Source organism: Plantactinospora sonchi (assembly GCF_036422035.1).
In the GTDB taxonomy this organism is placed as follows: domain Bacteria; phylum Actinomycetota; class Actinomycetes; order Mycobacteriales; family Micromonosporaceae; genus Plantactinospora; species Plantactinospora sonchi.
In genome coordinates, this window is sequence record NZ_JAZGQK010000007.1 from 272,007 (window position 1) to 292,177 (window position 20,171).

The 20,171-nt window shown below is 71.7% G+C and carries 19 protein-coding genes; 10 read left to right on the plus strand and 9 right to left on the minus strand.

The annotated features are described in order from the left end of the window. Positions 1 to 35: 35 nt before the first annotated feature. The 4 genes from V1633_RS10455 to V1633_RS10470 form a co-directional block, all read right to left on the minus strand. The gene (locus V1633_RS10455; protein ID WP_331214030.1) at positions 36 to 959 is read right to left on the minus strand and encodes a bifunctional helix-turn-helix transcriptional regulator/GNAT family N-acetyltransferase; all 924 of its coding nucleotides are present in this window, start codon (positions 957 to 959) and stop codon (positions 36 to 38) included. A gap of 177 nt (positions 960 to 1,136) precedes the next feature. Next, positions 1,137 to 3,509 carry a phosphoketolase family protein gene (locus V1633_RS10460; RefSeq protein WP_331214031.1) on the minus strand — a complete coding sequence of 791 codons (2,373 nt, stop codon included), beginning with the start codon at positions 3,507 to 3,509 and terminating at the stop codon, positions 1,137 to 1,139. A gap of 107 nt (positions 3,510 to 3,616) precedes the next feature. Then, a complete protein-coding gene (locus tag V1633_RS10465; RefSeq protein ID WP_331214032.1) occupies positions 3,617 to 4,465 on the minus strand; it encodes a universal stress protein in 849 nt (282 codons plus the stop codon). Positions 4,466 to 4,596: 131 nt separating this feature from the next. Next, positions 4,597 to 5,595 carry a PP2C family protein-serine/threonine phosphatase gene (locus tag V1633_RS10470; RefSeq protein ID WP_331214033.1) on the minus strand — a complete coding sequence of 333 codons (999 nt, stop codon included), beginning with the start codon at positions 5,593 to 5,595 and terminating at the stop codon, positions 4,597 to 4,599. 104 nt (positions 5,596 to 5,699) lie between these two features. Between V1633_RS10470 and V1633_RS10475 the strand changes: the two genes are divergently transcribed. Next, positions 5,700 to 6,317, plus strand: a complete 618-nt coding sequence (locus V1633_RS10475; RefSeq protein ID WP_331214034.1) for a bifunctional 4-hydroxy-2-oxoglutarate aldolase/2-dehydro-3-deoxy-phosphogluconate aldolase — start codon at positions 5,700 to 5,702, stop codon at positions 6,315 to 6,317. Positions 6,318 to 6,387: 70 nt separating this feature from the next. On the opposite strand, the gene V1633_RS10480 is transcribed toward V1633_RS10475, so the two are convergent. Then, on the minus strand, positions 6,388 to 7,293 hold the full coding sequence (locus V1633_RS10480) for a helix-turn-helix domain-containing protein (RefSeq protein WP_331214035.1): 906 nt from the start codon (positions 7,291 to 7,293) through the stop codon (positions 6,388 to 6,390). Positions 7,294 to 7,395: 102 nt separating this feature from the next. Here V1633_RS10480 and V1633_RS10485 point away from each other — a divergent pair, with 102 nt between their 5' ends. Beyond that, positions 7,396 to 8,070, plus strand: coding sequence for an NADPH-dependent FMN reductase (locus V1633_RS10485; RefSeq protein ID WP_331214036.1), 675 nt, complete (start codon positions 7,396 to 7,398; stop codon positions 8,068 to 8,070). A 7-nt stretch (positions 8,071 to 8,077) separates the two neighbouring features. Here V1633_RS10485 and V1633_RS10490 read toward each other — a convergent pair whose 3' ends face one another. Together V1633_RS10490 and V1633_RS10495 are read right to left on the minus strand one after the other, a co-directional pair. Beyond that, positions 8,078 to 9,289 (minus strand): RNA polymerase sigma factor, encoded by a 1,212-nt coding sequence (locus tag V1633_RS10490; protein WP_331214037.1) that lies wholly within the window; start codon positions 9,287 to 9,289, stop codon positions 8,078 to 8,080. Further along, positions 9,286 to 9,657, minus strand: coding sequence for a YciI family protein (locus V1633_RS10495; protein ID WP_331214038.1), 372 nt, complete (start codon positions 9,655 to 9,657; stop codon positions 9,286 to 9,288). The genes V1633_RS10490 and V1633_RS10495 overlap by 4 nt, the downstream gene beginning before the upstream one ends. A 369-nt stretch (positions 9,658 to 10,026) precedes the next feature. Between V1633_RS10495 and V1633_RS10500 the strand changes: the two genes are divergently transcribed. After that, complete coding sequence (locus V1633_RS10500) at positions 10,027 to 10,932, plus strand: 2-hydroxyacid dehydrogenase (protein ID WP_331214039.1); 906 nt, start codon at positions 10,027 to 10,029, stop codon at positions 10,930 to 10,932. Positions 10,933 to 12,029: 1,097 nt separating this feature from the next. On the opposite strand, the gene V1633_RS10505 is transcribed toward V1633_RS10500, so the two are convergent. Beyond that, a complete protein-coding gene (locus tag V1633_RS10505; protein WP_331214040.1) occupies positions 12,030 to 12,917 on the minus strand; it encodes an NmrA/HSCARG family protein in 888 nt (295 codons plus the stop codon). A gap of 84 nt (positions 12,918 to 13,001) precedes the next feature. Here V1633_RS10505 and soxR point away from each other — a divergent pair, with 84 nt between their 5' ends. From soxR to V1633_RS10540, 7 genes are all read left to right on the plus strand, one after another. Then, a complete protein-coding gene (soxR, locus tag V1633_RS10510) occupies positions 13,002 to 13,460 on the plus strand; it encodes a redox-sensitive transcriptional activator SoxR (RefSeq protein ID WP_331214041.1) in 459 nt (152 codons plus the stop codon). A gap of 121 nt (positions 13,461 to 13,581) precedes the next feature. Continuing rightward, positions 13,582 to 13,818 (plus strand): helix-turn-helix domain-containing protein, encoded by a 237-nt coding sequence (locus V1633_RS10515; protein ID WP_331214042.1) that lies wholly within the window; start codon positions 13,582 to 13,584, stop codon positions 13,816 to 13,818. Further along, positions 13,818 to 14,396: a Clp protease N-terminal domain-containing protein gene (locus V1633_RS10520; RefSeq protein ID WP_331214043.1), complete on the plus strand. Its 579-nt coding sequence runs from the start codon at positions 13,818 to 13,820 to the stop codon at positions 14,394 to 14,396. The genes V1633_RS10515 and V1633_RS10520 overlap by 1 nt, the downstream gene beginning before the upstream one ends. 157 nt (positions 14,397 to 14,553) lie before the next feature. Beyond that, positions 14,554 to 15,564, plus strand: a complete 1,011-nt coding sequence (locus V1633_RS10525; protein WP_331214044.1) for a diacylglycerol/lipid kinase family protein — start codon at positions 14,554 to 14,556, stop codon at positions 15,562 to 15,564. A 115-nt stretch (positions 15,565 to 15,679) separates the two neighbouring features. Then, positions 15,680 to 16,702, plus strand: coding sequence for a YihY/virulence factor BrkB family protein (locus V1633_RS10530; RefSeq protein WP_331214045.1), 1,023 nt, complete (start codon positions 15,680 to 15,682; stop codon positions 16,700 to 16,702). A gap of 116 nt (positions 16,703 to 16,818) precedes the next feature. After that, on the plus strand, positions 16,819 to 18,399 hold the full coding sequence (locus V1633_RS10535) for a phosphatase PAP2 family protein (RefSeq protein WP_331214046.1): 1,581 nt from the start codon (positions 16,819 to 16,821) through the stop codon (positions 18,397 to 18,399). A gap of 61 nt (positions 18,400 to 18,460) precedes the next feature. Further along, the gene (locus V1633_RS10540) at positions 18,461 to 19,342 is read left to right on the plus strand and encodes an endonuclease/exonuclease/phosphatase family protein (RefSeq protein WP_331214047.1); all 882 of its coding nucleotides are present in this window, start codon (positions 18,461 to 18,463) and stop codon (positions 19,340 to 19,342) included. 111 nt (positions 19,343 to 19,453) lie between these two features. On the opposite strand, the gene V1633_RS10545 is transcribed toward V1633_RS10540, so the two are convergent. After that, on the minus strand, positions 19,454 to 20,101 hold the full coding sequence (locus V1633_RS10545; protein WP_331214048.1) for a response regulator transcription factor: 648 nt from the start codon (positions 20,099 to 20,101) through the stop codon (positions 19,454 to 19,456). Positions 20,102 to 20,171 lie beyond the last annotated feature (70 nt).

Sequence of the window (20,171 nt, forward strand, 5' to 3'; positions counted from 1 at the left end):
GCCGGTGGTCGGACGGGCGGGCGGGCGGCAGCGGATCACAGCGGGCGCGACCAGACCTCTTCGACCACCTCGAAGCCGTAGTTGTCGTGCCGGCTCTGCTCGCGCAGCTCGAAGCCGGCCTTCTGGTAGATCCGTCGAGCGGCGGTCAACAGGTCGTTGGTCCCGAGCGTGATCTCGCGGTAGCCGGCCTGCCGGGCGAAACGCAGGCACTCGTCGACGAGCCGGCTGCCGATGCCCAGGCCGCGGGCGCTCGGCTCGACCAGCAGCAGACGTAGCTGGGCCACGTCGTCGTCGCGGCGTACGCAGAACACGCTGCCGACCGGCTGGCCGTCGATCTCGGCGATCCAGGCGTTCTCCCGCCGGATGTCGTGCCCGCCGAGATAGTCGGCGACGATCCGGGCCACGTACGCCTCGAAGTGGAGGTCGTAGCCGTACTCCGCGGCGTACCGTGCGCCGTGCCGGTGCACGACCCAGCCGGCGTCGCCCGGTCGAAGTTCACGGAGCAGGTACGCGCGGGGTGGCGGCGTCGGGCTGAGGACCGTCCGGATGGTCCGCATCGCCTCGACCAGTTGTCGGCCGTCCTCGTCGGAGAGCTCGGAGAGCATGGCGCTGACCTGCGCCTCGGACCGCTCGTTGAGCATGTGGTACGCCGCTTCGCCAGCGTCGGTCAGTTCGACCACCTGACGCCGGCTGTCGGTCACCGACGGGACCCGGGTGACCAGGTCGTCGGCGGTGAACCGGGCCAGGATGCGGCTGAGGTAGCCGGGGTCGAGGGCCAGGTCGCGGCGGAGGTCCGGTACCTCGGTCGGACCCCGGCGGGCCAGCTCGAAGATCACTCTGGCCTCGGTCAGCGAGTACGACGTGTGCAGCAGCCCCTCGTCGAGAACTCCGATGACCCGGGTGTAGAAGCGGTTGAAGTCCCTTACGGCACTCACCTGGCTGACGGCGGGCGTACTCATGTGACCACCTCAACTAAAAACTTTGACTCCGTCAAAGGTGGCGGTTGTCGGCTACGGCTGTCAAGGCCGGATGTCGAAGGCCTGGCTGTCGAAGGCCCGGGGGCGGGAGCGCTCAAGGGCTTCGGGTGTGAGGAGGGGGCCCTTCCTTTACCAGAAGCGATAACAGGGGGCCCTTCCTTACCCCCAGTGCCAGTCGGCGACCATCGGGTGGTCCTCGCCGTACGTACGGGTGTAGTCGCGGCACTCCTGCCGGGCGTCGACCATCGCCTGGCGGAGGTGGGCGGCGGTGGGGCCGAGTTGCGGGACCCGGTCGATGACGTCGATGACGAGGTGGAACCGGTCGAGGTCGTTGAGCATGACCATGTCGAAGGGCGTGGTGGTGGTGCCCTCCTCCTTGTAACCCCGGACGTGCAGGTTGGGGTGGTTGGTGCGCCGGTAGGTGAGCCGGTGGATGAGCCACGGATAGCCGTGGTAGGCGAAGATGATCGGCTTGTCGGTGGTGAAGATGGTGTTGAACTCGGAGTCCGGCAGCCCGTGCGGGTGTTCGGATTCCGGTTGGAGTCGCATCAGGTCGACGATGTTGACCACCCTGACCTTCAACTGGGGCAGGTGGTGGCGGAGCAGTTCGGCGGCGGCGAGGGTCTCCAGGGTCGGTACGTCACCGGCACAGGCGAGGACGACGTCGGGTTGGGTACCGGTGTCGGTGCCGGCCCAGTCCCAGATGCCGAGTCCCCGCCGGCAGTGCAGGATGGCGTCCTCCATGCTCAGCCAGGTCGGGGCGCCCTGCTTGCCGGCGATCACCACGTTGATGTAGTGCCGGCTGCGGAGGCAGTGGTCCATGATGGACAGCAGAGTGTTGGCGTCCGGGGGCAGGTAGACCCGGACGACCTCGGCCTTCTTGTTGACCACATGGTCGATGAAGCCGGGATCCTGGTGCGAGAAGCCGTTGTGGTCCTGCCGCCAGACGTGGCTGGAGAGCAGGTAGTTCAGCGAGGCGATCGGACGGCGCCAGGGGATGTCCCGGGTCACCTTCAACCACTTTGCGTGCTGGTTGAGCATCGAGTCGACGATGTGGATGAACGCCTCGTAGCTGGTGAAGACGCCGTGCCGGCCGGTGAGCAGGTAACCCTCCAACCAGCCCTGGCAGAGATGCTCGGAAAGCACCTCCATGATCCGTCCCTCTGGCGCCAGATGTTCGTCACCGGGCTCGATGGCGCCCAGGAACGTGCGGTCGCTCGCCTCGAACGCGGCGCCCAGCCCGTTCGACTCGACCTCGTCCGGGCCGAGGAGCCGGAACCGGTCCGGGTTGGCCCGGATCACGTCCCGCACCCAGTCGCCCAGTACCCCGGTCGCGCCGACCACCGGTTCGCCGCGCTCTCCGACCGGCACGCCGTACTCCCGGTAGTCGGGGAGCACCAGGTCGCGGAGCAGTTCACCGCCGTTGGTGTGCGGGTTGGCACTCATCCGTCGGCCGCCCAGGGGGGCCAGGTCGGCGATCGCCGGCACGGGTGCGCCGGTCGGGTCGAAAAGTTCCTCCGGCCGGTACGACCGCAGCCAGCGTTCCAGTTCGGCCCGGTGCTGCGGATTGGTCCGAACCTCGGAGAGCGGCACCTGGTGGGAGCGGAAGGTTCCCTCGACCGGTACGCCGTCGACCTCGGCCGGGCCGGTCCAACCCTTCGGCGTACGGAGCACGATCATCGGCCAGCGGGGGCGTTCCACCCGGCCACCGCGACGGGCTCGGGACTGGATCTCGGCGATCTCGTCGAGCGCCCGGTCGAGGGTGGTGGCGAGGGTCCGGTGCACCTCCATCGGCTGGTCACCGGCGACGACGTACGGCTGGTAGCCATAGCCGCGCAGGATCGACAGCAGGTCGGTCTCGGGGATCCGGGCGTACACCGTCGGGTTTGCGATCTTGAAGCCGTTGAGGTGCAGGATCGGCAGTACCGCACCGTCCCGGGCGGGGTTGAGGAAGACGTTGGAGAGCCAGCTCCCGGCCAGCGGCCCGGTCTCCGCCTCCCCGTCCCCGACCACACAGGCCACCACCAGGTCGGGATTGTCGAACGCAGCCCCGTACGCGTGCATCAGCGAGTAACCCAGCTCGCCGCCCTCGTGGATGGAGCCCGGTACGTCCGCCGCCACGTGGCTCGGCACCCCACCCGGGAAGGAGAACTGGCGGAACAGTTCGGTCATCCCAATCTCGTCCCGCCCCACCGACGGGTACCGCTCGCTGAACGTCCCCTCCAGCCAGGTGTTCGCGATGATCGCCGGGGCGCCGTGTCCCGGCCCGGTCACCAGCATCATGTCCAGGTCGCGTGCCACGATGGCCCGGTTCAGGTGTACGTACACCAGGTTCAGCCCCGGGTCCGTACCCCAGTGGCCGAGCAGCCGGGGCTTGATGTGTTCCGGCGCCAGCGGCTCGCGCAGCAGCGGATTCGCCAGCAGGTAGATCTGTCCGACGCTGAGATAGTTGGCCGCCCGCCAGTACGCGTCGATCCGGTCCAGTTCCCCGTCGGTGAGCCGGACCCGTGGGTCCGTCGAGGTCTTCACCATGTGCGCCTCCTGACCCTCCCGGGCCGTTTCGTTGCCTGGACGTGCCCGCTCAGTGCGGAATGTGCCCGCTCACTGCGGATGTAGTCGCCTTTCCCGGACGCGTCCGCTCACTCCTGGATGTACAGGCCGTGCGAGCTGCGGACGACGATCACCGGCGCCGGTGAGTGGTAGAGCATCGCCTGACTGACCGCGCCGAGCATGCCCCGCCACGGCTCGTCGCCCCGGGCGCTGACCACCACCACCTCGGCCCGGCGTGCCTCCTCGAGCAGAGCCGCCTCCGGCGCACCGGTCCGCACCTCCTGCCGGACCGACACCGACGGGTACTTCCGCTGCCACGGCGCCACCGCCTCGGCCAGCTGCCCGGCGGCCTCCGCCGGGACCTCGCCGGTCCGCTCGTCCGGATCCCAGACCTGCACCACCACCAGCTCGGCGGCCCGGCGGGTCGCCGTGTCGAAGGCGTAGTCGAGGGCGCACAGTGAGCTGGCGGAGCCGTCCACCCCGACCATCACCGGCCCCGGGCTCGGCTGGTCCTCCCGGACGACCAGCACACTGCAGCCGGCCCGGGCGGCGATCTGGACGGCGGTCGCGTCGGAGTCGGCCGGCACGTCCGGGTTCAGGGTCAGCCCGCCGTCCCCGATGACCAGCAGCGCGGCCGAACCCGACTCGCGCAGCAGCGTGGTGATCACCGGTCCCTCGATGAGCGCGGTGCTGACCGGCACCTCCGGCCGGGTCTGCGAGGCGACGGCGATCGCGTGTTGGAGCAGTTCCTCGGCGGGACGTCGGGGCTCGGCCGGCATCGGCTCCGACGGGTCGGCGACCCAGTTGAACGCGTGCACGACCCGCAGGGGCCGGGAGTGCCGGCCGGCCTCCAGCGCGGCCATCCGGACCGCCGTCAGACTGAGCCGCGAGCCGTCCACCCCGACCACGACGACGGGCGTCTCGACCGGGTCCTCCACGGGGGCCACCGGATCAGGCCGCCGGTCAGCCGCGTCGTGCCGACGCGGGGTATCCACTCACAGGCCGAGGATATCGAGGCAGCTTGCCGGATGTGCCCGATTTGGCCGGTGCGGTGTCCGCCGGCCGCCGCTCAGCGGGATTGGACCCGGAGCACCGCGAGGGTGGCGTTGTCCCGCCCGCCGGCCGCCAGCGTGTCGGCGAGGATGCCCCGGACCGATTCACCCGGACTGCCCGCCCCGCCGAGCCGGCTGGCCAGCCGCTGGTAGTCGAGTTGCTCGGCCACCCCGTCGGTGCAGAGGCAGTAGACGTCACCGGGACGCAGTGACACGTGCAGCAGGTCCGGCTCCGGGGCGCTCGGATGGCCGACGTACCGGGTGAGCTGGTAACGGGCCGCGGCCGCGGCGGCGGAGTCGGCCGGGTACCAGCCGTAGACGGCACCGAGCCAGGCCGCGGTGTGGTCGACGGTGAGCAGTTCGAGCAGCCCGTCGCGGAGCCGGTAGGCGCGGGAGTCGCCGATCTGCACGATCCAGGCGTACGCCTCGTCCGGCGGGGCGGGTGCGGTCGGTCCGGGTGGCCCGCTGACCGGCGCCGTACGGGCCATCGGGGCGCTCCGGGCCGACCACGTACCCGGACCGGTGTCGGCGCTGTCGGGCCGGCCCGTGGCGTCGACGGGATACACCCCGGCGGACCCGTACGCGACGCCGCCGGCCGACTGGCCCCGGTCGCCGTACGCCTGGGTCTCCGGGGCACCGATCAGCCCGGTGAAGGTGCACCCGGTCAACTCGCCGAGTTCGAGGCCGGCCGCCCGGACGCGGGACTGCGCCTCGGCGACCGCCGCCCGCAACCGGGCGGGGCCGATGTCCGGGGCCGCCGCCCGTACCGCCGCCACGATGGTCTCCATCGCGGTGTCGCCGGCGACGGTGCTGCCCCGGCCGTCGCCCATCCCGTCGGCCACCGCCACGAACGGCAGCTTCGGGTCGACGTGCAGGACGTCGAAGTTGGCCCGGTACCGGTGACCGACCCGGGTACCGGCGGCGACCTCGAACCGGTGTCCGGCGTGCTGGAAGACGCGGGTGACGTCGCCCTCGACGGGCATCCGATCCGGACCCGACACAGGGCTTCGGTGCATGGCGGGGAGGTTAGCAAAGTTCGGCGACACCTCGGGCGGTATGGCTGAATTGTCCGTTACTGGAAGGCGGCCCCGAGCGCGGACCGGACTGCGAGGATGGAACGGTGAACCTGCCCGACGTACTGCGACGGCATCGTCTGTTGGCGGTCGTCCGGGCCGACGATCCGGACGCGGCCCTGGAGTGCGTGCTGGTTCTCGCCGAGGCCGGGATCGGCCTGGTCGAGGTCTCGATGACCTCGAAGGACGCGGCCGGGGTGCTGGTCCGGGCCCGGGCGGCGCTGGGACCGGACGCGCCGCTGGGTGCCGGTACGGTGCTCACCGAGGCGGACGTGGTGCAGGCGGAGCAGGCCGGCGCGTCGTTTGTGGTTACTCCCGGGGTGGTACCGGCGGTTGCGGAGTCGGTCCGGCTCGGGCTTCCCGCCTTGGTCGGAGCGCTGACCCCGACCGAGGTGGTGGCGGCCAGCCTGGCCGGGGCGACGGCGGTGAAACTCTTTCCGGCCTCGCTGGGTGGCCCGACCTACCTGTCGGTGCTGCGGGAACCCTTCCCCGAGGTGCCGTTCGTACCGTTCGGCGGTGTGGACACCGGTTCCGCGGCGGGTTACCTGGCCGCCGGCGCGCTCGCGGTGGGCGTCGGCGCCCCGCTGCTCGGCGACGCGCCGCGCGGCGGTGACCTGGCCGGACTGCGGTTGCGCGCGACGGCGTTCCTGGCCGCCGTCGCCTGACCTCCGCGTTCCCTCTCCCGCCTTCCGCCGCGCTGACCTCTCGACTGGCGGCTCAGCCGGTCCGGGCAGGTCAGCCGGTCGCGGTACGTCCCGGGGTGGTACGACCGGTCCGGGGTCGGCCGCCCACCACCCGTAGCGACCCCGGCTGCCGGCCGGCCAGGTGGTCGAGTGCCGTCGCCGTCGCCTCGTCGGCGGGGAGAAGGACGAACAGCCGCTGGTCCTCGCTGTCGGGGAGGTCCAGGCTCTCGAAGGCCAGGCTGAGTTCGCCGACCTCCGGATGCACCAGACGCCGCACCCCGGTGCGCCTCGGGAACGCGAGTGGCGCGCCCAGCCTGCTGGTGAACGGCGTCCCGCCGGTGGCGGTCAACTCCTGGACCAGCGCGGCGGCGTACGGGTCCGCCCGCCTGGAGCCGAACTTCAGGTACGCGACCATGTCGTCCGCGACCCGGCCCCACTCCGGATACGCGGACCGGGCGCGCGGGTCGGTGAGCACGAACCGGACGAGGTTGGCCGGTCGGCTGTCCAGGATGCCGACCGGGCCGGCGAGCCGCTCGTAACCGCTGGTGTACGCGATGATCTCGCCCAGCCGGCTGAGGACGTACGCCGGACCGGGTTCGAGCCGGTCGAGCAGCGCGACGAGGCTGGGGCGCAGCGACCGGGTCGGTGGTTCGGGCCCGGCGGCCTGGCAGGGGATCTGTCCGCCGGCGGCCTTGGCGACGATCCGGAGCAACTGCCGGTCCTCCTCGGAGAGCCCCAGCGCGTCGGCCAGCGCGCCGAGCACCTGAGGGGAGGGGTTGCGGTCCCGGCCCTGTTCGATCCGGGTCAGGTATTCGACGCTGACTCCGGCCAGGGTGGCCAGCTCGGCGCGACGCAGACCGGGGGTGCGGCGTCGGGCATTGACCGGGAGCCCGACCATGGCCGGTGAAACCGCCTCCCGACGGCTGCGTACGAAGGCGGCCAGGGCGCTGCTGTCCATGGCAGCGAGGTTACCCGCGGTGTCGGCCGGCAGCGTGGCCCTGACAGGGCCAGCATCAACGCGGTCTGCCTCGATCGCGTCCGGACCGGCAGATTCGACGGCATGACAGAAGCACTCACCGAAGCAGGCGACACCGGCTCCGCTGCCCCACCCTCGTCATCCGGGACGGCGCGGAACCCGGAGCGGGAACTCAACCTACTGGTGGTCATCGCCAGCGTCCGGCAGGGCCGGTTCGGGCCGGTGGTGGCTCGTTGGTTCGAGGATGAGGCACGGCGGCACGGCCGGTTCCGGATCGACGTTCTCGACCTGGCCGAGACGCCGCTGCCGGCCGACCTGCCGGCCGGTCCGGCCTGGGAGTGGCCCGCGCAGCGTTCCGCGTCGCAGCGGGAGCTGGCGGATCGGTTGGCCGGGGCCGACGCGGTGGTCGTGGTGACGCCGGAGTACAACCACAGTTTCCCCGCCTCGATCAAGCACCTCGTCGACTGGCACTTCACGGAGTGGCAGGCCAAGCCGGTCGGCTTCGTCTCGTACGGCGGGGTCAGTGGCGGCCTGCGGGCGGTCGAACAGCTCCGGTTGGTCTTCGCCGAGATGCACGCCGTCACGATCCGGGACACCGTCAGCTTCGACCGGTTCTGGGAGAGGTTCGGTGCGGACGGCCGGCCGGCGGACGCCGACGGTTCGGGTACGGCGGTCAAGGCGATGCTCGACCAACTCGGCTGGTGGGCCGGGGTGCTGGCCGAGGCGCGCCGGCGCAGCCCGTACCAGGACGGCAACTGAGCGCCGACTACCCTTTCGCCCGGCTGGCCCGGGACTCCAGGTAGCGCTGCTCGGCGAGGCTGGCGGTGGACTTCGCGGCACGCCGGTAGTCCTCGTACGCCCCGGTCGTGTCGCCGGCTTTCTCCCGCAGGTGCGCCCGTACGGAGAGCAGCCGGTGGTGCCCGGCCAGCCGCTGGTCGCTGGCGAGTGTGGCGAGCAGGGCCAGACCGGCCCGCGGACCCTCGGTTTCGGCGAGCGCGATCGCCCGGTTGAGGGTCACCATCGGATTGGGCGCGATCCGTTCCAGGATCAGATAGAGGGCGTGCACCTGCGGCCAGTTGGTCTGCTCGGCCGTGGCCGCGTCGGCGTGCGTGGCGGCGATCGCCGCCTGCAGTTGGTAGGGCCCCAGCGCCTGGCCGGCCAGTGCCGCCTTGACCAGTTCGGTGCCCTCGTCGATCATCGCGTGGTCCCACCTCGTACGGTCCTGCTCGTCCAGCGGCACCAGGTCGCCGGCCGCCGTGGTGCGTGCCTCCCGGCGGGCGTGGGTGAGCAGCATCAGCGCGAGCAGCCCCGCCACCTCGCCATCCTCGGGCAGTTGCGCGTGCACCATCCTGACCAGCCGGATCGCCTCCTGGGCGAGATCGGGACGGTGCAACCGGCTGCCCGAGGAGGCGGTGTAGCCCTCGTTGAAGATCAGGTAGAGCACCTGCAGGACGACCCGTAGCCGCTCCTCGCGCTCGGCGCCGTCGGGCAGGCGGAACGTACTGCCGGCCGCCTTGATGCGCTGCTTCGCCCGGCTGATCCTGGCCGCCATCGTGGCCTCCGGCACCAGGAACGCACGGGCGATCTCGGCAGTGGTCAGGCCGCCGACCGCGCGCAGTGTCAGGGCGGTCTGCGAGGCCGCGGTCAGTGTCGGATGGCAGCAGAGGAACAGCAGGACGAGCGAGTCGTCGGTGTCCGGTACGTCCTCGGGCACCACCTCGGTCGCCGTCGCCGCCTCCCGCTCGCGGCGCGCGTGGTCACTGCGCATCTCGTCGATGAGTCGCCGGGACGCGACGGTCACCAGCCAGCCGCGTGGATTGTTCGGCACTCCCTCGGCCGGCCACTGGGCGGTGGCGGCAAGGACCGCCTCCTGTACGGCGTCCTCACACCCTTCGAACCGGCCGTGCCGGCGTACCAACACGCCGAGGACCTGCGGCGTGAGCTCACGCAGCAGGTCCTCGACAGTTGGTGCCGTCATGCCTCCAATTGTCCGTCGGCGAACATCACCTGCCGCACCTCGACCCCCAGACCCTCGATCGAGGTGTCCGGGATCTGCGCCGCCAACTCGATCGCCCGCTCCCTGTTCTCGCAGTCGACCAGGTAGAAACCGCCCAGGAACTCCTTGAACTCGAGGAAGGGTCCGTCGGTCACCACCGGCTGGCCGTTACGTACCGACACCACGGCGGCCTGGGACGGGTCGACCAGCGCCTGCGTGGTGATCAACTCTCCGGACGCCTTCAGCGCCTCGATGAACCTGCCGTGGCCGCCGCCGATCGCCGCCTTCTCCTCGTCGGTCAGCGCGTCCAGCACGGCCGGGTTGATGTACATGCTGATCAGGAACTGCATCCTGTCACTCCTCGCCGTTCACGGGTCCCCACCGGACCCCTCGGCCAGTTGGTCGGAACCGCCGCCGTGGTCTTGACATCCCCCGTCCGAACTTACGGATGATTTTTCCGCCCCGGCGTCGTCCGGACCGGGAAATCTGCCGCCGCCGGTGCCGGGGGCGGGGGCGGGGGCGGGGGCGGCACGGACGGGAGACGAACCGGGCGTCCACCCCGGGTCCGGTCGAGGAGCGTCGGCTTCCGGGAGCACGCTCTCCGCCAGACCTGCCCGACTGGCCGATTCGCGCCGATTCGGCGGCCGACCAGCCGGGCACGTACGCGGGCCGACCGAACCACCCCCGTGCTGAGCGGCACAACCAGGCATGATGTCGCCGTGCGCTACCTGATCTCTCACCCCGACGCGGTGACCGAGCTAGGCGATCTTGACGTCGCGCTGTACGACGGCACTCAGCCCGTGCCCGAGAACCTGGACGACGTCGAGTTCTACGCGGTTCCGTACGGGATCATCGATCCGCGCCTCTGCGAGCCGATCGCCCGGATGCCCCGGCTCAGGGTGGTGCAGACCGTGACCGCCGGCTACGACCACGTCCTGCCGTTCCTGCGGCCCGGTCTGATCCTGGCGAACGGCCGAGGCGTGCACGACGCGGCCACCGCCGAGATGGCCGTGGCGCTCACCCTGGCCGCCCGGCGTCGGCTCCCGGACTTCGTCCGGGCGGGCGGCGAGGGCCGCTGGACCTCGGGTTGGTCGACCGGGCTGGCGGACGCCCGGGTACTGATCGTCGGGTACGGCTCGATCGGCGCCGCGATCGAGCGCCGGCTCGCCGGGTTCGAAGTGGAGATCAGCCGGGTGGCACGGACCGCCCGCCCCGGCGTACGGCCGGTCTCCGAGATCGCGGAGATGCTGCCGCAGGCGGATGTTGTCATCCTCACCACCCCGCTGACCCCGGAGACCGAGGGTCTGGTGGACAAGGACTTCCTCGCCAGGATGGCCGACGGCGCCCTGCTGGTGAACATGTCACGGGGGCGGGTGGTGGACACCACGGCGCTGCTCGCCGAACTCGACGGGCGCCGGCTGCACGCCGCCCTCGACGTCACCGAACCTGAGCCGTTGCCCGCCGACCACCCGCTGTGGTCCGCGCCGAACGTCCTGATCAGTCCGCATGCCGGCGGCCTGACCGACGCGATGGGCCCCCGGGCCCGCCGACTGCTGGTCGACCAGGTCCGACGGTACGCGGCGGGCGAACCGCTCGTGAACGTCGTCGATCGGGCCGGGGCGTAGGGTTCGCGAGGCTGGACAGCGACCGCGGGCACGGCGGCCGGGTCAGCGCGAAGTACGAGGCGGCGGCGATCAGCAGCCCGACACCCCACAGCGTGTAACCGCCCAACTCCAACAGCAACGGCAGGAACGGGCCGTCGATGTCCCCGCTGATCCAGGCCGTCATCCCGGCGATGCCGAAGTACGCGGTCAGGCTCGCCCCGATGAACAGGCCGGTACCGAGCACCAGCCAGCGCGGCACCGGCCGGCCTCGCAGCGGCACCACCCAGGCCGGCCAGATCCGGCCCCACCGGTGTGCCAGAGCCAGCGGCAACAGGGTGCCGGCCAGGCTCATCAGCACCATGAACACCACCATCGCGGTCCACGAGACGTTCGCCCGGCTGGCCGGGGAGGGCCAGTGCCCGGCGAGCGTGTCATACAGCCACATGCTCACCCGGGCCACGAACCCGGCGACGGCGAGGTAGGCGCCGGCGAAGGCCCAGCGGGGTGCCGGCTCCGCCCGGTTCTCCGGTGACCTGCCGTGGACCCGCCCGCAAGCCTCGCAGGGACGGGCGGCCAGCCGCCGCTCGGCTGCCGCGATGATCAGGCAGAGGACTCCGCCGACGACACCGCCGCCGGTCGCCAGCAGACTGGTGACGGTGCCGGTGCCGGGCCCCACGAAGAGCAGCGACACCACGATCACCGGGAACAGGAACGAGTACACGCACAGGGCGGTGCCCGCGACGGCGTTGAGTCCGGCGATCATGTGGTGGCCGGTATCGTCCAGTTCTCGGCGACTGGTGGTCGCGGCGGCCAGGCACCCGACCGCCGCCAGGACGCCCAGGGCCACGGGTACCCATCCGCCGGGGAAGTAGGACTCCCGGCCACTCAGGAAACGCGGGGCACCAGCGACCGCCCACCACAGGTGGACCAGAAGGTAGGTGATCTGCCAGACCGACGCGACAAGCCTGATCCGCCCATTGATCTTCATGTCCACAGTCTCGGCGCCCCGGATGAGACGACGCTGAGGCTCTCAGCGACCGCTCAGCCGCGCCGCCGGGTCACTCCTGGACAGAGCGCGCCCGCCGACCGTGCCGGGCAGCCCGGCGCTCCCGGTCGGGTCATCGCGCGGTCGTCCGGCCTCGCAGGATGTGGTCCCAGTCGACCGTGCGGGCCCAATCGGCATAGCTGTGCCAGGCCACGTCCGGGTAACCGGCGTGCAGCGCGTCGATGTCGACGAAGTCGGTGTTCTCCTCGAACCGCTGGAACATGTCGGCGATCTCGTCACCGGCCCAGCGCCGGACCTGGTCCAACGGCAACTGCTGGTACGGGATCTCGCGACCGAGTACGTCGCTGAGGATCCGGGCCGCCTCTTCCCCGGTCACCCGGTCGGAGACGACGTCGATCCGCTGGCCGACGAACCGGTCGGGGTGCTCGACGGCGTGCACGGCAAGGCCGGCGATGTCCAGGACGCTCACCTGGTCCAGCGGCTTGCCCGCGGAGAGCGGGTTGGCCAGAACGCCGTCGGTGAGGCGACTGAACCCGGTGTTCAGGGCGTTCTCCATGAAGTACACCGGCCCGAGGACGGTGGCGCGTACCTGCTGATCCCGCAGGTACGCCTCGACCTGCTGTTTGCTGTCGGCGTGGTCGATGTCGGTTTCGACGAGCCGGTCGGCACCGCGTACCGAGGAGTAGACGAGGTGCGCGTCGGCCCGCGCCGCAGCGTCGACCAGGAGGCGCCCCTGGGCGACCTCCTGGTCCTTCCCGCCGGATCCGAACGGTACGGACAGGCCGAAGATCGCGTCCACGCCCTTGGCGGCGCCGGTGAGCGCCTCCGGGTCGCCCAGGTCGCCGGTGACGAGCCGTGCCCCGGCGGTGGACAGTGCCTGGGCGGATGGCGACTCGGGTGACCGCACGTAGGCGGTGACCTCGTGGCCGTGGTTGAGCAGCAGGTCGGCGACGGCGCCGCCCTGCTTCCCGGTGGCGCCGATGACGAGAACGGTGGTCACAGACGGGCTCCCTGGTCGCGATGGCGGACGACGCCGATTCTCTGCCCTCAACCTCGGTTGAGGGCAAGCGGTACGGTCAACCCCATGCCGAGGCAGCGCACCACGTTCCACGAGCTCACCGTCGGCCAGGTCGCCGAGCGCAGCGGCGTCGCCATCTCCGCGCTGCACTTCTACGAGCGCAAGGGCCTCATCCGCGGCACTCGTACGGCAAACAACCAGCGCCGGTACAGTCGCGACACGCTGCGGCGGGTCGCCTTCATCCGGGCATCCCAGCACGTCGGCATCTCGCTCACGGCGATCCGGGAAGCCCTGGACCAGCTACCCAGTGAACGCACCCCGACCCGCGACGACTGGGCCCGGTTGTCCGCCACCTGGCGGACCGAGCTCGACGCGCGCATCGCGCAGTTGCAGGCGCTCCGGGACGACCTCACCGAATGCATCGGATGCGGGTGCCTGTCGCTGCGGGCCTGTCAGTTGACCAATCCACGTGACGTACTCGGTCGTGAGGGCTCCGGCGCACGCCGCCTGCTGCGGACGCGGTAACTCCGCCCAGGGTGAGAACGGATCAACTTCACTGAAAACCCACAGGCGCCGCGACGGCTGACGGTCGGCGGCTGTCAATCGGGGTTGACACGCGCCGTCCCTGTCAACCATAGTTGACAGCATGAGTCAGGCAACGGATCTGGCGGCGGCGGCCGGCAGCACCGACCCCCGGGTCGGGCTGCGAGCCGTGGTGGCCCTGCGTCGGCTGTTGGAGCGTCTGGAGATCATCCAGGTCGACAACGCCCGCCGGCAGGGCTGGTCCTGGCAGGAGATCGCCGACGCCCTCGAGGTCAGCAGGCAGGGAGTCCACAAGAAGCACGCCGGTCGATCGGCGACACGCAGCCCGGGAGGATCATGATGTTCGAGCGCTTCACGACGTCGGCCCGCGAGGTGGTCCGGGGTGCGGTGGCCGAGCGCGAGCGGCTGGGGCACCGACTCGTCGGCACCGAGCACCTGCTGCTCGCCCTCCTCGACGAGGAGATCAGTTCGGTGGCGCCGATACTGCGGCAGGCTGGCATCAACGCGGACCACGTCCGTGCCGATCTTGAGCGGCGGGCGTACGGCATGGCCGACCTCGACGAGCGGGACGCCGAGGCGCTGCGCGCGATCGGCATCGACCTGGACGCGGTACGGTCCAAGATCGAAGAGTCGTTCGGTCTCGGTGCCCTGGAGCCACCGCCGCAGCGGCGTGGCCGACGCTGGCCGTTCGGCGGCCTGGAACTGTCCAGCCGCTTCTCCAACCGGGCGAAGAAGACGCTCGAACTCGCCCTCCGGGAGGCGATCCACCTGCGGCACCGGGAGATCGGTGCCGAGCACATCCTGCTCGGGGTGCTTCGGGAGGGCAAAGGTCTCGGAGCCCTCATCCTGACCGAGGCCGGGCTGGACCTCGACGAACTGCGCAGACGCACGCTCAGCGGCTTCAGCCAGGCCGCCTGAGCCGCGACCGACCCGGTCCGGGACGGCGGCAGGCCCAGGTCGCCGCCCCGGGCCACCCGCCGGGACCACGCCGGCCCGGGCCCGGCCGGGCCGGAAGCGAAACACGTCACGTCCGCCCGGGTCGCTCCGGACGGCCGGCTGCTGCACACTGGCGGCCGTGAAGGGACACGGCGAGAGCGCGAGCGGTACGACCACCGGCGGCAGTGGGCCGAGGTCGGCGGTGGTGGTGAACCCGGTGAAGCAGTCCGACCTCGACGGGCTGCGCCGGACCGTCACCGAGACGCTGGCCGCGGCCGGCTGGCCGGAGCCGGCCTGGTTCACCACCACCGTCGAGGACCCAGGGCGGGGCCAGACCCGGCAGGCCATCGAGGGCGGCGCCGAGGTGGTGTTCGTCTGCGGTGGTGACGGCACCGTCATGTCCTGCGTCGGTGCCCTGGTCGACACCGACGTGGCGCTGGCCATCCTGCCGTCCGGCACCGGCAACCTGCTCGCCGCCAACCTCGGGCTCTCTGGCGATCTCGCGGCCGGCATCGAGGTGGCGATCGAGCAGGGCCGCCGCCGGATCGACGTCGGCGAGTGTGAGGACGAGTTCTTCACGGTGATGGCCGGGATGGGTTTCGACGCGCAGATGCTCGCGGCCACCTCCGAGACGACCAAGGCGCGGGTCGGTTGGCCCGCGTACGTCGTCGGCGCGATGCGCCACCTGCGGGACCGACCGATGCGGGTCTCGATCCGGATCGACGACGCGCCGCCGCTGCGGCGTCGGGCCCGTACCGTACTGGTGGCCAACGTCGGACGCCTGCAGGGCGGCGTACGCCTCTTTCCCGACGCCGAACCGGACGACGGCTACCTGGACGTCGCGGTGCTCACCCCACGGACGATCCGGCACTGGCTCTCCCTCGGCTGGGCGGTGCTGCGCCGCCGCGAGCGGGTACCCCGGATGGAGGTGCTGCGCGGTCGGCGGATCACCATCGACAGCAACCGTGCCCAGCCCCGGGAGTTGGACGGTGACCTCATCACCCCGGGCCGCGCGCTGCACGCCGTCATCCGTCCGGAGGCGCTCTGGCTCTGTGTGCCGCAGCCGGCCACGGCGCCGGACCTCTCCGAGGACGCCGACGCGGTGGCGGAACGGGGCGAGCGCCGGATCGAACGCACCACCGGTCGGTGAGGGTGAGGAGTGAGCGGGGTGTGCGAGCCCCGCAGCCCGAACGGACGGTCGGAACGGTGAGGGTGAGGAGTGAGCGGGGTGTGCGAGCCCCGCAGCCTGAACGAATGGTGACCCCGTGAGTAGTACGAGAATGGTCCCGGAGACCCGGGTGATGGCGGACGACGATCTCTCCGCCGACGACGCCTGGCACACCCTGCGTCGGTACGGGGGGTGGCACCTGCTGCGGGACGCGTTCATCCGGTTCCGCTACGGCGACGCGTTCAGCCACTCGCGGGCGTTCGCGCTCCAGCTCTGCCTGGCGGTGGTGCCGTTCCTGATCGCGATGGCCGGCCTGATCAGCGACCTCGGCGTGCAGGAGGGCGGGGTGGTGGTCGCCGACACCGTGGTGGCGCTGACTCCGGGCACGAGTGACGAGGTGGTCAAGGAACTGCTCGTCGACTCGGAGCCGAACGAGGACGCGGGTGAGCTGGCGCTGACTCTGGGCCTGCTCACCGGCATGGTCGCGTTGACCACCACGATGGCCCAGGTGGAACGGGGCGCCAACCGGATCTACGGGGTGGAACGGGACCGGCCGGCGCTGCGGAAGTACCTCCGGGCCGCGATCCTGGCGGTCAGTGCCGGGGCGCCGGCCCTGCTCGGCTTCTTCATCCTGGTCGCCGGGGGCGCTCTCGCCGACTCCGTGGACCTGCACTACGGCTGGTGGGGATCGGGCTTCGACCTCGCCTGGGACATCGTGCGCTGGCCGTTGAGCCTCGGGTTGACCGTCTTCGCCGTCGCCGTGCTGTTCCGGTACGCGCCCCGGCGCCGTCAGCCGGGGTTGTCCTGGCTGTTGTTCGGTGCCGGCCTCAGTACCGTGCTGTGGTGGCTGGCCAGCGTGCTGCTCGCCGGGTACGTGAGCTACAGCGACGCGTTCGGCGCCACCTACGGGGCGCTCGCCGGCATGATGGCGCTGCTGCTCTGGGCGAACCTGACCGGCGTCGCGCTCTTCGGCGGCCTCGCCTTCGCCGCCCAGTTGGAGGCGCTGCGGATCGGCGACCACGAGCCGGCGGAGCCGGACCACTGGGAGCCGACCCCGGACCCGGATCCGGTGGACGGCGCCGTACCGGCACAGCGACACGACACGGCCGACGCCGTGTAGTTCCGCGAGCCTCGCCCGCCGTCCTCCGCCGGGCGCCGGGTGTCCGCGGGTGGCGGCGGGTGTACGCGGGCGGCGGCGCGGGTACCGGGCAGGCCAGACGCGGGAAGGGAGCTGGCGTGGCCACGGTCGGCGAGGTGTTACGGCGCCCTCTCGGGCATTTCGCGGAGCGGAGCCTGGCCGGCTTCGCCCTGGTGGTCGGTACGGGTACCGGATTCGGCATCCTCCTGTTGCTGGTCCGGCTCCACTGGGACCCGCTGCACCGGGCCGACCATCAGACCGCGGAATGGTTCAACCAGCTGGTCTCCCGGCACGACGGGCTGGTCACCGTGATCACCGCGGTCAGCTCGCTCGGCGGCCGACCGATCATGCTCTGGCTGGTCACCATCGCCGTGGTCGGCCTGCTGATCCGCCGGCAGGGGCGGCTCGCCGTCTACCTGATCGTGACCGGGACCGGTGCGCTCCTGCTCGACCCGTCGGTCAAGGAACTCGTCGGCCGGCTGCGGCCGGTGGTCGACGTACCGGTGGCCTCCGCGCCGGGCAACAGCTTCCCGAGCGGGCACGCGCTCGGCTCGATCGTCGCCTACGGCGCGTTGCTCCTGGTCTTCCTGCCGGCGATGGCACCGCGCTGGCGGCGGGCCGCGATCGGTCTGGTCGCCGCCGTGGTGGTGCTGGTCGGGGTGACCCGGGTCGCGCTCGGCGTGCACTACGTCTCGGACGTTCTCGCCGGCTGGCTGCTCGGCCTGGCCTGGCTGGGCGTCACCGCGTACGCCTTCCGGCTCTGGCGGCGCGAGCGTGGCCGACCGGTACGGCCGCTGGGGGAGGGGTTGGAGCCGGAGGCCGGACGCGAGGTCGCGCCCGCGCCGGCGGAGGAGCGGGTGCTGCCGCACCCCCGGGCCGCCGTCGCCGAACTGGTCACCGGCTGGGTACTCGTCTTCGGTGCTCTCTACGCCTTCGGCATCCTGGTCAGCTACCACCTCGACGGCACCTTCGTGGACACCCTGGACCGGGAGGTGCCGGAGTGGTTCGCCGCGCACCGCACCGAGCGGCTGAACGACATCAGCCACTGGTGGAGCAAGGCCGGCGACACCCACGCGATCCTGCTGGTGTCCCTGGTCTTCTGCCCACTCGCCCTGGCGTTCTGGCGGCGGTGGCGGCCGGTGCTGTTCCTCGCCGTCACCATGTTCGGCGAGCTGAGTCTGTTTCTCGCCACCGCCCGGGCGGTGGAGCGGCCCCGTCCCGAGGTACCGCACCTGGACGGTCCGCTGCCGACCGCGGCCTTCCCATCCGGGCACATCGCGGCCACCATGTGTCTCTGGGTGGCGATCGCGTTGCTGGTCATGCCGCGTACCGATCGGTGGTGGCGGTGGCTGACCGTGCTCGCCGCAGTGGTCATGCCGCTCGGCGTCGCCACCTCCCGGATGTACCGGGGTATGCATCATCCGAGTGACTTCGTCGGCGCACTGCTGCTCACCGCGCTCTGGATCGGCCTGCTCTGGTTTGTGCTGCGACCGAACGAGGAACTTCGCACCGGGACGCGGGGGAGCGGTGGAACCGCCGACAGCCGACCGGAGCCGGCGGAGGTGGAACCGTCGACATCGTCGGGACCAGCGGGTCCGGCATCGGTGGCGACCGGGACCACTCCGGCCCCGCTGGACCAGCTCGACGACGAGTTGACCAAGGCGGCCCGGCCCGGCTGAGGGTCCGGTCCGCCGCCCCGGACAGCATCCGCACCTCAGGCCGGCGGAGGGAGTCCGCCCGGTGCGGGCCGGCGTGGAGAGCGTCCGCGCGGCTGCGGCGTACCGGACGGGACAGCGGGGGGACAGAGGGGCGGCCGGGATGCGGGTGATGACGTACAACATCAAGAACGGCGGGCGGGACGGCGGCGATCCCGGCCGGCTCGACCGGGTGCTCCAGGTGGTCGGGGAAGTGCGGCCGGACGTACTGGCCGTGCAGGAACTCGCCGGTCTGCGGGGCGACCGCCGACGACTCGCCGCCGTCGAGGACCGGCTGTCGATGCGGGCGTACCTGGCCCGGGAGTGGTTCGGGCAGCCGGTGGCGGTGCTGGTCCGGCCGCCGGCGGAGGTTGTCTCGGTGGCACCCGTCCGCCGGCCCTTCCACCACGCGGCCCAGCGGGTGGTGCTCGGAACCGACCGTGGCCCGCTCACCGTGGTCGGTACACACCTGCACCCGTACTCCGGGCGGCGCCGGCTGCGCGAGGCACGCTGGCTGGTCACGGCGACCGGGCGGGGTGACCCGGACCGGATGGTCCTGCTGATGGGCGACCTGAACTCACTCGATCCGTGGACCGGGCACGCCGAGCGGCTCGCCCGACTGGCGCCGCGGTACCGTGCCCGGCACCTCATGCCGGACGGTGCGACCGTGGACACCCGGGCCGTGGCCGCCCTGCACCGGGCCGGCTATGTCGACCTGGCCCGGCAGTCGGGTCAGGCGCCGGCCGACACCGTGCCGACCACCGGGGGCGGCGGCGCCGAGTTCTCCGGCATGCGACTGGACTACCTGCTGGCGACGCCGGCACTCGCGCGGCTGGCCGGCCCGGTCCGGGTGGTCACCGGCGGCGTGGCGGAGTCGGCCTCGGACCACTATCCGCTGGTCGCCGACCTCGACCTGCGATTCCGCTGACCGAGCGTAGGCGGTGGAGGCCGGACTGCCGGCCGTGGAGACCGACGGGCGGCAGTGGACGCCGGACCACGAGCAGTGGAGAACCGACCGCGGGTGGTGGACGCCCCGGGCTCAACCGCCCAGACCGATGTCGCGGGCGAGCAGGGCGGCCTGCACCCGATCCGCGACCCCGAGCTTCGCGAAGATTCCGGAGAGCTGGTTACGGATCGTCTTCTCGCTCAGGCCGAAGTGGCGCGCGATCCGGGCGTTGGTGTCACCGAGCGCGAGACGTCCGAGGATGTCCCGTTCCCGGGCGGTCAGCTGGTTGAACGGCGCCGGCAACTCGGCCGGCGCGCGGTTGAGCGAGGCGAGCACCGACGGCCCGATCCCCGGACCCAGCACGACACCGCCCTGCGCCACCGTCCGGAGCGCGTCGATGACCGCGTCGGGGTCGGTGTCCTTGAGCAGGTAACCACGGGCACCGGCGCGCAGCGCCCGGACCACGATCTCCTCGTCGTTGGCCATGGTCAGCATCAGTACCTTGGCCTCCGGACAGGAGAGCAGGATCCGCCCGGTCGCGTCCACACCGTCGCCGTCCGGCAACGTCACGTCCATCGCGATCACCTCAACCCGTTCGGTGACCGCGAGGGTGACGGCCTCGGCGACGGTGGCCGCCTCGAAGACCTCGCTCACCCACGGCTCGCCCTCGAGCATGGTTCGCAGGCCGCGACGCACCACGGGGTGGTCGTCGACGATGAGAATCCGTCCACCGTGCACCATGCTCGTCGCCCGCCTCTGCACACCGCAGCGTCGTGGGGCGATGTCGCCGGCCGGCATTCCGAACCCGCGA